The organism is Cupriavidus sp. 8B (assembly GCF_054589115.1).
In genome coordinates this window covers 1-11,728 of record NZ_BAAILO010000670.1, presented here as the reverse complement: position 1 = coordinate 11,728, position 11,728 = coordinate 1, and the positions used below count along the sequence as shown (strand labels likewise).

The following is an 11,728-nucleotide window of genomic DNA, read 5'->3' as shown; positions in this document are numbered from 1 at the left end:
TAATCTGCCAATGCCGGTGGGTACGCTGATGCGAATCCGCCCCGTCAGCGTGTGCCCAAGCATGTCGATGGATGCACGGGCGTTATCCAGATCGTCTAGCATACGCCGTCCGCTGGCGTAGAGCACCTGACCCGCTTCGGTCAGCTCGAAACTGCGCGCCGATCTCCGAACAAGTTGCGCTCCTGTTTCACGCTCGAGAACCTTGAGTCTCTGGCTGATGTTTGACTTGGACATATTGAGCTTGCGCGCGGCTGCGGCCAAGCCGTGACACTCTACAATCTCAATAAACAACGTGATCAGATTCAGGTCCATTCGGGGTACTCGATGAGTAGCTGAACCGCGAGCGCTTTCGCGTTGGGGCCGCGCCTTCGCAAGGCACGACCTGGATTGCAAGCGCCTTATTGATGCCTATCCCTCAGCAGAGATATTACTCTTACGGCGCTCTGACATCCTGTGTGCACACTGGTAGCTAAAGCAGGTCAGGACGCGTTCATGTTGTCAGATGCGTCCGAACTGAGCGTCGGCCAAGGCCGATGTCGCGACGACGACCATAGTTCTTCGAAGGTCTCTTGTCGAAGTGGAAGGGATGTTCGAGCGCTCATTTCAGGGCGATGGGGAACGACCGTAGATGGCCGGCAAGCGACCAAAGATGCTGTGCCCAGCGGTAGCCAAGCCAGCCAAGCATCGCGCCCGCCGCTCCGCCGGCAAGATAACCGTGATTCTCGCAATCCAACTTGACAGTCGATAGTTCGACGTATAGCCTTGATTGCAGTCGCAATTAAAGTTGGAAGACCTTGCCATGTTTGACACAGTAGCTAACACCGCTACTCGAGCGAAGGAGAAAGCACATGAAGGCCCTGGTCATCGAACACAACGGCGAACCGTCGGCAGTAGTCCGCTTGCGTGATTTGCCCGAACCCATGCCTGGGCCAACGGAAGTCCGCGTGAGGATGCTCCTGGCGCCCGTGCACCCGTCCGACTTGCACATCATCCGTGGACGTTTCGCCCCTCAGCGTCAGCCAAAACTGCCCGCTTCGCCCGGGTCCGAGGGCGTCGGAATCATCGACGCCGTGGGCAGCGACGTGCCGCGCACGCGGGTCGGAGAGCGCGTCGTCTTGCTGGATGTGCCCGGGACCTGGCGAGAGCTAGTCATCAGTCCGGCCGACCGCGCGATAACTGTACCGGCGGCGGTCTCCGACGAGGACGCCGCACAGGCCCTGATCAACCCGATGACGGCATGGGCAATGACAATGGTGGAGCACCAGCTTGGACGCGGCGACTGGCTTGTCCAGAGCGCGGCCGGCTCGACGGTCGGTCGCTTCGTTCTGCAGATCGCGAAAGCGCAGGGATTCCGCACCATCAACCTGGTACGCCGTGAAGAGCAGGTCGCCGAAATCCGGGAACTCGGCGGTGACATCGTGCTGTGCACCGCGGACGAAAGCTGGCCCGAGCAACTGAAGAAGGCCACCGGTGGCAATGGCATCGTGAGGGCGATCGACTGCGTTGCCGGCCGCACCGGCGCCACGCTTGCGCGTCAGTTGGCCCAGAACGGACGCCTGCTCGTCTATGGAGCCCTGTCGTCGCACCGCCAGTCCGACCCGGCAGCCTTCGAGATGCCGGTGTTCGCCCCGGCGCTGGTCTACTCAAGTGCCGAGGTGCGCGGCTGGTTCATCTACTCATGGCTCGCACGCCAGGGGGTAAGTGAAGGCAGCCGGATGTTGCGCAGTCTGCTCGATCTTATAGCCGAGGGTCGCATGAAGCCGCCGGCGGCGCGCCGCTACCACGTCGATGACGCACGCGAAGCCTTCACGGCCGCGGAGCGCGCCGGAGAAGACGCCAAACCGTTGCTGGCGTTCGCGCAGGGCTGAGCTTCGCCTGTGTCGCCGTTATGCGCAGTACCCGTTTTTGGAGAAGACCATGGTGTATGTAAAACGCGAGCAATCCGATGAAAACCGCGAAGTGCTGCTGGCCACGGCCAGCCGGCTGTTTCGCGAACGAGGCATCGATGGCGTGGGCGTCGCGGAAATCGCGCGTGAAGCCGGGCTGACGCACGGGGCGCTGTACGCACATTTTCGCTCGAAGGACGATCTGGCGACGGAAGCCTTTACGCAGGCCCTGGCGCTGAGCCGCGAAGCATTCCGGGGCGAGGGAACGCGCCGCAAGCGCAGCGTGTCGGGGTATCTCGACTATCTGCTTTCGCCGCTCAACCGCGACGAACCGGGCATGAGTTGTCCAATGACGGCGTCGGCGAGCGAAATCGGGCGGCACGGAAAGGACATCAGTGCGCGGTTCGCCAAAGGGTTTCAGGAGAAGGCGAGCGCATTCGAGGCCGTAATGGACGAAGCGATTCCCGAGGCTGAACGGCGCCGCCTGGGGCTGGCCATCGTCGCCGCGGAAATCGGAGCTATGGCCGCCGCCCGGGCCGTCGCCAAAAGCGACCCTTCGTTGTCCGATGAAATATTGAAGGCGGTGCATGCCATGCTGGTGAAAGCATCGAAGGGGCGGTAAAGCAGCAGCTTATCGTCTGCATTGACGAACACTAAGCAACCATTAACCGTACTCCAAACTCAAGGAAACATCGTGTTGCAAGATCTGTCGCGCCGCCACTTCCTCGTATCCGCCGCCGCAGGCGCCGCAAGCCTCGCGCTTGCCGACATGGCCTCGGCCACGGCAGCATCCCCGCTTCCCACGCTGTCTGAAGTCCTCGCAGGAGATTCAGGCTCAATGACAATCGTGAACTACGCGACGTATGTTACGGACCGGGGCAGGGTGGACGCGTCCCGAGCCGAACATCAGGTTTACGCGGATGCGCTTCGCGAGCACGACCGGCTAGTGATGGGCGGTCCCCTGCTCGGCGATGGCGGGCGGCCCCGCGGCGTCCTGCTCGTATATGAGGTGGCGTCGAAACAGCAAGCCGAGACCTTGGCGCAAAGCGATCCGTTCGTTCAGCAAGGTGCGATTGCGAACTATCGTCTGGCCGAGTGGAACGTGCTCGACAGGAACATAGAGTTGCTCGCTGCCGCGCTCGTCCCGGAGGATCGGCGTGCTCAGCCCAAGGAGCCTCGTGCATCTGGCGCTACGCCAGTCGCATCGGACGCGCATGTCGCGCGGCTCTACGTCAGTTACGTGAAATACGTTTCCGACTCGGCGCGTGTCGAGCGGGTGAGGGCGGCCCACCAATCGTATGCACAGGCGATTAAGGCGAACGGCGGGCTGGTCATGGCGGGTCCTTTTGCAGACGACTCGGGCGCAATGTTCATTTATCGGGCGCGGTCGAAAGATGAAGCGATGGCGCTGGTACAAAAGGACCCATATCACGCTGAGGGTGTGTTCGAAACGTATGCACTCTCGGAGTGGCGGTTGTTCGGTTTGAATGCGGGATTGATCCAGAGCCGTTGAAGCGCATGCTACCCGGCACCGCCTACGTGCGCGGGCAGCTGAAGAAGCTGGGCTGACGCTTACTCTATGGCCGCAGTGCGCGATGGATCAAAAGTGAGGTACTGGATTAAGACACGGGTGCGCTCCCGAAATGGCGCACAGATGAAAGCGTAATTCGATTTGCTCGCCTTGGTCCAGTCCGAGGGGTTCACTCCAACTGCTGCGCCAAAATTCGATCATGACCGGAGCGCATTACACAGTCCAGACGGCGCTCAGATGTCGTACTTGGCCACGCCCGGCAGGATCCGGCTCTTCGGCACCATGCCAAACGTCCCCACCAGCGCCTGGCGCGCGCCGTCGCCATTGCCCACGATGATCGGCGCCGCATAGTCCGGCCAGGTCTCGGGAGGATAGTCGAGGGGCGGCGGTTTACGTCACCTTCGGCAGCACTTCCCTGGCGCGCGCGGCGGTGAGGCGATGTTTCTCTTGGGCCCGCTCCCAGATTGGCGAGCGCAGGATCACTTCCCGGCTGGGACTCTTGAGGTGCGTGATGAAGACTGGTTTCTCGTCGGTATCGCACCAAGGCGTGAAGCACGTCCACACGTAGGCGCCTTGGTCGGGCAGGTCATCGCGCAGCACGAAGCGGCGGAACCAGCCGGTCAGGAACGTGGCATGGGCACCGCTGTCGGCGGTTTGCACTGGCGCGCCGAAGGGGTCCAGGATGTAGAGCGCCATCCTGAGCGGATCGGCATAAAGGTCCGGCGGGCCACCGCGAACGGCGTGGCGCAGGGCACGGGCCCAATTCTCTGGGGTGTCGGGAGGGTACACAGCGGACGGCAGCTCAGAGCCGGGGGAAGCGGGCGCGCAGCGGCGGCTTGACGGCGGGCCGGCCGACTCGGTATCGCAGGTGCTGGCCGTCGGCCTCGAAGGACAGAAAGTCCGGCACCCAGTTCAGGCGCTGCAGGTGGCGCGCCTCGATGCCGTGCACCGTCACTAGGTTGTCGCGCACCTCGATGAGCTGGCAACTCAGTCGCAGCTCTTCCACATCGCCTGGCAGGAATTGCGCCTCGAGAATGATCGACGTTGCCATGATCACCAGCATCGGTCAGGCGCCGCCGGATCTGGACGGGCCGATCCGGATTCCGTCGCGAGCATGGAACTCGACGCGTGGCTTGTAGCCGTAGGCACGCAAGCGGGCCAGTTCTTCACGGGCGGACGCTGGCGGCCGGGCGCCGCAACCGAGCAGGGCGGATGTCACCTCATAGGTGCCGCAGGTGGGACAGGAATACTTGAATCCTCGGCCGCCGCGCTGACGCGTGCGTTCAGCAGCGGCATGGCAGATGGGGCAGTCGGCAGGTTCGGGCTTCATCGTGGGGCCTGTGATTACTGTATGGATATACAGTATAGGATTCGTCCTAAGGCTGGTGTGGGTAGTTGAGTTAACTGTATGGATATACAGTGCTGGAATATGGTGGGAACAAAGCTCCGCTTTGAGGCGCACAGCGACTTGGCTAAGTAAGTCGATGTTTTGTAAAGCGAATTCTTGGGGTGGCCGATGGTACTCGAACCCATGACGACAGGAATCACAAACCTGGAATCTTGCAGCTATAGGGACGCAGGCTCCCCCCAAGTCTTGGTCCAGAGGACTATTCTTGGGTGGCGCCGCCACATCCAACCACTTCCAACGTGCGAAGCGGTCACCCTCATGCCGCAAGTGCGTGTAGCGCTTCTGGCTCTGCCAGCTTCTGTGCCCCGTCACGGCTGCCACGCGCGGAATGCTCAGGCCCATCTCGAACAGCCGGCTGGCTCCCTCGTGCCGCATGTCGCGCAGGTGCAGGTCGTCAATTTCTAGAAACTTGGCAGCCCGGGTGAAAGCGGCGCTCACCGCGTCGCTGTTGGCCGGGAAAATTCTGGCCTCGCGTTTTGGCTGGGCCTTAATGATGCGCACATCCAACGCGCCGCCCGCTTCTACTACCTGCAGCAGGCCTGCTTCGGCGGAAAGGTGGCCGGGCAAACGTTTGGCACCGCAACCACTACGCCGCCAGGCTTGAATCTCCTGCGGCTCGAGGAGAGTCTGTAGGCCACCCATCTACGGCTCGCCAATGCCTATGTCGAGCACCTTGATTGGGCGGAATGCATCCGGCGTTACGACCGGCCACACACGCTGTCCTACCTGGATCCGCCCTATTGGGGAAACTGAGGGCTATGGCGTCGACTTCCCGCTCGAACAATATGAGCGCATGGCGGAGGTGATGCGCCAGCTCAAGGGCGAGGCGATTGTCAGCCTGAACGACCATCCCGAGACCGCCGTATCTTTGCGGGTTTTGGTATCGAGACGTCGGACATTCAGTACACCGTCGGCGGCGGCAAGGGCGTGGCTAGGAGCGAGGTCATCATCTACAGCTGGGATCGACGAGCTGAGCCAGTCGGGCTGATCTGACTATCAAGCACCGCGGTTGAATCCGCGGACATCTCATGAAGGAGCGGCGGCGATGCGCGCAACGTCACAACGCGGATGCAGCTCCTAACGGAGCACGAAAAAAATGTCCGCAGCCTATCTAAAACCGAGGAGTTTCCCTAGATAGCCGGAAAAGGGCTTGAAGATCCGGAATGGGACGTATTGAATGCATTGGTCCGGCGCAAACAGGTAGCGCCTGGCGGTCAAAGATCTCATAGGAGGTTGCAACCTACGCCGCCGAGCGATAGCGGCCTCGATGCAATGGTTGCAATCTACGCTTCCCAGCTGCCGTTCAAAAAATATAAGAGGCAAAGATGCTGAGCCCCCATGAAGTAGCGACCCTTCTGCTAGTCCAGGGCGCTCCGGATCACACTGAACTGGATCGCGCGGACTTGGAAGCGCTCCGCGAGCACCAACTTGTCAACCTGGAAGAGATCGCTTCAGGGCGCCGACCCGGCATCACGCCCAAGGGCGGTGCTGTCCTTGAGGCTATCACTCGCATACGCTGAGGGTCGAGACTGCAAAAGCATCACTTTATCGGGCCGGACGGGGGGTGCTCAGCCGCGCGACACCGGCTGCCATAGGGCAGTCCGACTTACGCGTGGGGAGTTCATAAAAAAGCACCCGCTGCCGGGAAGGTGCGGGCGCAGAAGGAAATGCGGGCCGAATCCGCGTCGGCCCGACGGCATTTTAGTGAATTTATGTCCGAGAGAACATAACTCTTCGGAGTGGTACTTTCCAGGTTTCCTGCCGGGCATTCTCGTAGAGCCAGGCGCCATCCTCGACGTCAAGGGCGTAGAGCAGGCCGCGCGGCGAGTTGGCCCCAGAGGCGCAGCCATGGCTGATGCATGGCATACGCTTTGCGTTGCAACGCGTTGAAGGCAGACCTATCCTCGAAAAGAGGTCTTTGTGCTTCGCAACCGTGCCGGAGGCCCCTTATGAAACCCTTGATCCACCACTTCCATACCAACCCGCCTCATCACGGTGCGCGGTACTACTTGGCGATTGCGGTCTGGTTGCTGGTGCCGGCATTAGCTTACCTAGTGTGGGAGGCAATCTAGGCAGGCCTGTGAGGTGGAGGAATGTTGCAAGTAGTAAGCCCCATATACAAAAAGATCCCTATTGGTCACACTTGCCGGGTTGGCTGGCAGTCCTAGTTTTAAGGGGGTAGCCGCATCACAGCGGAGCTACATCATGTTGCGGGTATCGGTGCTGTTTCTAATTCTTCTGGCCTTGCGAGTGTTTTACTTGCATCGGCACGTTGCGGCCATGGTATTGGTTCGACGCGACTCTTCCGGATGGCTCACTCACGAGCTGCGCCGGCGCGTTTTATTGGTGGCAGTTCCCGGACATATTTCCACGTACCCCGTTCCGAGAGAAGAGCGCGTCCGCGTCGTTCGGCTTGCAGGACTGGTTCTATGGCACAAGGAACTCAGCATTGCGCTGCCGAACGAGGCATGTTCGCATCTGGGCGATATCTCTCCGCAGGAGTTCGATACCCGCTTTCCAAGCTGGCTGCAATTGGGTCCTCCAGGGCGCGGAGCTTAGCGCGGGGCTGCCATGCGGCGGTCTGAGTAGCGCTTGAGAATGCGATGGACACGATCTGGATCGCATGCTCATAGGCTTGGGCTTGATGTTGCTCGCGTTGCACCAGTTGCTCGAGTTGATGACGGATTACGAGGATGCCCCCAATCTTCGCATGCTGCTGGGCGCCGCCTCCACTGTGCCGCTGGGCGATGTTCTGTTGGCGGCCGGCTTGACATGGGCCGCAAATTCGAACGTCGCGATCGTCCTGCTCGTCACGGCGCTTTGCGCGCAGAACGTGGTTCCGCCCAACACGGCTTTTGCGCTGGTGTTGGGTGCGAACCTAGGCACCGCGATCAATCCCGTGCTGCACGCGACTGCACCGAACGATCTGGTATCGAAGCGATTGGCGGTTGGCAATCTGTTCACGGCGCACGCACAGTTTGGAGAAGGCCTATTGCCGGCTAGATCACGCCGCCAGCCCCCATCTTCTGCCGCTTCTTGGCGTAATCGAGGACCGCCGCCTCGCCCCATCTGGCGAGCGAGGTTTCGCCGAGGTGCCGCTTCAGCATGTCGAGGGAACCGGCCTTACTGCGACCGATAGGGCGCAGCTTTCCCACTTCTTCCTCGTACTTCGTAATTAGTGCCCCGATGGTAAACTCGGTCAATCTCCGATCGTCGGCGAACCCTCCGTTCCGCACGTCGATTTCTACCTGCTGAGCCCAGCGTTCTGCCTGCGCCTTCCTCTCGAAGGTTCGGGTGATCGGGGGGTGGCCCTTGCGTCTTACCTGGGCGCGCCACTTCTCTCCTACCTTGATGATGGAAGCCAATTTCTGTCCTGTGCTCGTAGCAATCTCGTAGCAATCGTAGCAGAAATGATGGTAAATGTGATGTGTAATTGGTAAGGATCGGTCCAGCCGATTCGAAGATAAATGACTGATTTACAAGGAAAAACGGCTGCTACGACGCCCCGCAGGGTGTCTGTCGCCCCGATGATGGATTGGACTGATCGTCATTGCCGCATGTTTCACCGGCAACTGAGCCGCCATACGTGGCTGTACACGGAGATGGTGACTACCGGCGCGCTGCTCCATGGCGATGTGGCTCGTCATCTCGACTTCGACGCGGCCGAGCAACCCGTGGCCCTGCAGCTCGGGGGCAGCGAGCCTGCCGACCTGGCAGCCGCGGCGAAGCTGGGCGAGCAATGGGGCTATGTGGAGGTCAATCTCAACTGCGGCTGCCCTTCCGAGCGGGTGCAGCGCGGCGCGTTCGGCGCTTGCCTGATGGCGGAGCCGGAGCTGGTGGCGGATTGCGTGAAGGCGATGCGCGACGCGGTATCGATCCCCGTGACCGTCAAGCATCGCATCGGCATCGACACGATCGAACACTACGACTTTGTTCGCGACTTCGTCGGCACCGTGGCCGATGCGGGGTGCGAAACCTTTATCGTGCATGCGCGCAATGCGATCCTGAAGGGTTTGAGCCCAAAGGAAAATCGCGAGATCCCGCCGCTGCGCTACGAAGTGGCTTACCAGCTCAAGCAGGAATTCCCGCATCTCGAGATCCTGATCAATGGCGGCATCGTCACGCACGATGAGATGGATGAGCACCTGGCGCATGTGGATGGCGTCATGATTGGACGCGAGGCCTATCACCAGCCCTACGTGCTGGCGGAAATGGATGGGCGCTTCTATGGTGCGCAGACCCCGGTGCCGTCACGGCTGGACGTTGAGCTGGCGATGCAGCGCTATATTGGGGATGTCGTCGAGACGGGCGGCTATATGGGCGCGGTGACGCGCCATATGCTGGGCCTGCATCGTGGTATCCACGGTGGCCGCGGCTGGCGGCGGGTTTTGTCGGATGCGCGCCGCATGCACGCGGTGCGTACGCGCGCAGCCGTCGATGCCATGTTTGAAGAGGCGCGGGCGCATCTGCTGCAGGGAGGCACGCCATCCCTCGAGGCGGCCTGAACAAGGTCCGCTAGGGTTGGCAGGTGGAGTCGGAGTTATCTGGAAGTACGCGCGCGGGGCCAGGAGGGAGCCCCTGATCGAGAATAGATCGCATTTGCGCGCCTTGAGCATAATGGATATTGATTGCTTGCCGCGGCGCCGGCTGGAATATTTCCTCTAACTTCGAATACCCTTTTTATGCTCGGGAGCCACGGGGGGCTGTGATGCGCACTTGATCGTCGCGCCGGGCCGCTTTCCCGCCATGGCAAAGGGATTCCCCTAATTAGTCAGGGCGCCGCAAGTTCTTACACTGTGCTTGCCCTCGAATACAGGGTTTTCTTCAACTGATTGTTCAGCCCGCTTCGTGCGGGCTTTTTTTATCGTGGTGGCTGCGACTCCATGGAGTCGACTTCTGTTTACCCGGATAGTACGAACGGAAAATGCCAGATAGATTACCAGGGCCTTCAGGGCAATTGAGATCGCTAATTTAAGAACCCGCGCTGCGGGTTCTTTTTTTTGCCTGTTGCCGCTCGCTATCGAGTGGGTGCCCTACTAGGTATTGCGCGCTATTTTTCGCCGGTGCGCGAGATGCCAACATCAACGGTGCCGTAGGCGGTGATACTTGACTCCCGGCCATCGGCGCCTTGGCTGGCGCATCCGCCAAGGAATGCCAGCAGCGCGCACCCCGCCAGCAGTCCCCACAACGTTTGCTTCATGGTTCTTTCCCGGTGTTGCCGCGGAAACGGCATTCCCTATTGGGTATCTAGCGCCGGGTTTGGTTCCTGCGCGGAGGCGACCGGCCCAAACCAGCGGCTAGCGCCTGTGGACAAATTGGGCGGGAAGAAGCTGAAGAGGCTGCGCTACCTTGCCGCCATCGAACGTCTAGCTCATCCGATGACAAAATGGTGCAGCAGCAGCGTCGCAATGGCCGGGCAGGCGAGGACTAGTCCGCCCAGTGCAGGGAATCGATGTGACCACATGCCGATCAAGGCGGGGATTGCGGCAATCGGGCCAAGGATATGCATCAGCAAGGAAAGCAGGGTATCGGTATGGCCGGCGTTCGCAGCCTGCGACGCTTCATTTCCGCCCTGGGGGCCAAAGAGCCCGTATGCACTCCCGAACAGGAGAGCGACCAGGCAAAGCGTGGCGGCTAGCTTGAGGGTGAGTTTGGCACTGAAGGACCGCATCGGTGTTCTTTCCACTTGGATTGTGAGCCCTATGGTGGGCCCCGGGTAGGACGCTTGGCGCATGCCAAGGATGCTTGTGAAAATAGCGCAAACTGCACCCAAACCAGCTGAGACTTTTCTAAGTCAGAATTAAGTCGAGTCGAGGCGGCTGGCAGAGCACATGGCGGCGTATGCAATTGTTTGCAGTTTTGCGGGGCCAGGGCCAGTCGGTCCTGCGCTGGATGTTTGGGGCCGAGCGTGGCAAGCCGGCCGTCGCCTAGAAGGCTGCGGAGGCAGCCAAAGGTCCGTGCGCGGGCAAGTCACACCTCGCGGCAAGTGACTCGTGGTGTGCGCTTTGTTCTCCCTTCGCGGTGATCTAGCATGGAACCGTCAGATCTTCCTGGCACGGGGTTGAGGAGATGGCGATGGGAAAGTGTGATCTGGATGAGGAGTGCTCCGCAGGGGGATGTGCCGCCAAGGGCTTAGCCATTGGCGTGCTTGTGCTGGGTGCCCTGCTGGCGTTCGGGTGCCTCTGCTGCTCGGGGCACAAGGCCCGCCGAAATCGTGAATAGATGGCGTGAAGCGAGCCCGCATGGGTCGTGCCACGGGCTTTCCTTCGATCCTCGGCGCGCTGCTGCGGGACAAGGATGCGGGCAAGTCAGCCCGGGTCATGGAGGCGATGCTCAAGATGCGTAAGCTCGACAGTGCTTTGCTAAAGCAGGCCTACGAGCAGGGATGATCTGTGAAAGTTGATCATGATCAACTTTATTCTTCTCGGAAAATGCATGCAAGAAAACGCTTGCCACGGCCGAGGGGCTCCCTTATTATTCGCCCCCTCGCAACACAAAAGACCGCTGCAAAGCAGACGGGACAAGGGTTGCGGGGTTGGCAGGGGTGGTTGGCGGAGCGGGTTCAGACGCCGGCTGCAGCAAAGAAAGTTTGCGAAACCTGTTGACGAAACGATGATCACGCTTCATAATCTCATTTCTCTGCTGCAGACAAAGCAGCGACGCGGCAAGCAAAGCGAACCGCGGCCAGTTCTTTAACAAACAAACAACCGATAAGTGTGGGCGCTTGATAGCGGATGCGGAAGACTTCGGTCTTTTAGCTTACAAGTTATAAAGTGCTCGCACAGTAAAACATGTTGGTTATGTCTCCGGACGTAACCAGTCAGTTTTCTGAGAGTGAGCGACCGCTCGAAAGAGCGAGATCCGTCGGGAAACCGAAGGGTCACACAGGTATTAAACTGAAGA

Annotated in this window: 14 protein-coding genes and 2 pseudogenes; 9 read left to right on the top strand and 7 right to left on the bottom strand. The window is 60.4% G+C overall.

Features of this window, described 5'->3' with window-relative positions; genetic code table 11:
* The coding region (locus ACYP5B_RS53975) for a LysR family transcriptional regulator (RefSeq protein WP_459575729.1) at positions 1-312 on the bottom strand (312 nt) is incomplete at its 3' end.
* Between the two features lie 536 nt (positions 313-848).
* Between ACYP5B_RS53975 and ACYP5B_RS53970 the strand changes: the two genes are divergently transcribed.
* The 3 genes from ACYP5B_RS53970 (at position 849) to ACYP5B_RS53960 (ending at position 3,399) form a co-directional block, all read left to right on the top strand.
* Complete coding sequence (locus tag ACYP5B_RS53970) at positions 849-1,868, top strand: zinc-dependent alcohol dehydrogenase family protein (protein WP_459575727.1); 1,020 nt, start codon at positions 849-851, stop codon at positions 1,866-1,868.
* 49 nt (positions 1,869-1,917) lie between these two features.
* Positions 1,918-2,508: a TetR/AcrR family transcriptional regulator gene (locus ACYP5B_RS53965; RefSeq protein ID WP_459575725.1), complete on the top strand. Its 591-nt coding sequence runs from the start codon at positions 1,918-1,920 to the stop codon at positions 2,506-2,508.
* 72 nt (positions 2,509-2,580) lie between these two features.
* Positions 2,581-3,399, top strand: a complete 819-nt coding sequence (locus ACYP5B_RS53960) for a YciI family protein (protein ID WP_459575723.1) — start codon at positions 2,581-2,583, stop codon at positions 3,397-3,399.
* Between the two features lie 408 nt (positions 3,400-3,807).
* Here the strand turns inward: ACYP5B_RS53960 and ACYP5B_RS53955 are convergent, their stop codons facing one another.
* The 3 genes from ACYP5B_RS53955 to ACYP5B_RS53945 all read right to left on the bottom strand — a co-directional run bounded on the left by ACYP5B_RS53955 (position 3,808) and on the right by ACYP5B_RS53945 (position 5,326).
* Positions 3,808-4,113, bottom strand: a complete 306-nt coding sequence (locus tag ACYP5B_RS53955; RefSeq protein ID WP_400102789.1) for a hypothetical protein — start codon at positions 4,111-4,113, stop codon at positions 3,808-3,810.
* Positions 4,114-4,219: 106 nt separating this feature from the next.
* Positions 4,220-4,480: a hypothetical protein gene (locus ACYP5B_RS53950; RefSeq protein WP_400102790.1), complete on the bottom strand. Its 261-nt coding sequence runs from the start codon at positions 4,478-4,480 to the stop codon at positions 4,220-4,222.
* A gap of 3 nt (positions 4,481-4,483) precedes the next feature.
* Positions 4,484-5,326, bottom strand: coding sequence for a tyrosine-type recombinase/integrase (locus ACYP5B_RS53945; protein ID WP_459575730.1), 843 nt, complete (start codon positions 5,324-5,326; stop codon positions 4,484-4,486).
* Here ACYP5B_RS53945 and ACYP5B_RS53940 point away from each other — a divergent pair.
* From ACYP5B_RS53940 to ACYP5B_RS53925, 4 genes and pseudogenes are all read left to right on the top strand, one after another.
* Positions 5,327-5,818: pseudogene (locus ACYP5B_RS53940) on the top strand (DNA adenine methylase); the annotation flags it as partial.
* 332 nt (positions 5,819-6,150) lie between these two features.
* Complete coding sequence (locus tag ACYP5B_RS53935) at positions 6,151-6,345, top strand: hypothetical protein (protein WP_459575722.1); 195 nt, start codon at positions 6,151-6,153, stop codon at positions 6,343-6,345.
* Between the two features lie 685 nt (positions 6,346-7,030).
* A complete protein-coding gene (locus ACYP5B_RS53930; RefSeq protein ID WP_459575720.1) occupies positions 7,031-7,384 on the top strand; it encodes a hypothetical protein in 354 nt (117 codons plus the stop codon).
* 64 nt (positions 7,385-7,448) lie between these two features.
* Positions 7,449-7,781, top strand: a pseudogene (locus tag ACYP5B_RS53925) (Na/Pi cotransporter family protein); the annotation flags it as partial.
* A gap of 43 nt (positions 7,782-7,824) precedes the next feature.
* Here ACYP5B_RS53925 and ACYP5B_RS53920 read toward each other — a convergent pair.
* A complete protein-coding gene (locus ACYP5B_RS53920; RefSeq protein WP_459575731.1) occupies positions 7,825-8,190 on the bottom strand; it encodes a hypothetical protein in 366 nt (121 codons plus the stop codon).
* Positions 8,191-8,292: 102 nt separating this feature from the next.
* On the opposite strand from ACYP5B_RS53920, the gene dusA reads away from it, so the two are divergent.
* On the top strand, positions 8,293-9,330 hold the full coding sequence (gene dusA, locus ACYP5B_RS53915; RefSeq protein WP_459575718.1) for a tRNA dihydrouridine(20/20a) synthase DusA: 1,038 nt from the start codon (positions 8,293-8,295) through the stop codon (positions 9,328-9,330).
* Positions 9,331-9,875: 545 nt separating this feature from the next.
* Here the strand turns inward: dusA and ACYP5B_RS53910 are convergent.
* Positions 9,876-10,025 (bottom strand): hypothetical protein, encoded by a 150-nt coding sequence (locus ACYP5B_RS53910; RefSeq protein WP_267603533.1) that lies wholly within the window; start codon positions 10,023-10,025, stop codon positions 9,876-9,878.
* A 171-nt stretch (positions 10,026-10,196) separates the two neighbouring features.
* On the bottom strand, positions 10,197-10,496 hold the full coding sequence (locus ACYP5B_RS53905) for a hypothetical protein (protein WP_459575717.1): 300 nt from the start codon (positions 10,494-10,496) through the stop codon (positions 10,197-10,199).
* A gap of 571 nt (positions 10,497-11,067) precedes the next feature.
* Between ACYP5B_RS53905 and ACYP5B_RS53900 the strand changes: the two genes are divergently transcribed.
* Positions 11,068-11,214, top strand: coding sequence for a hypothetical protein (locus ACYP5B_RS53900; protein ID WP_400102795.1), 147 nt, complete (start codon positions 11,068-11,070; stop codon positions 11,212-11,214).
* Positions 11,215-11,728 lie beyond the last annotated feature (514 nt).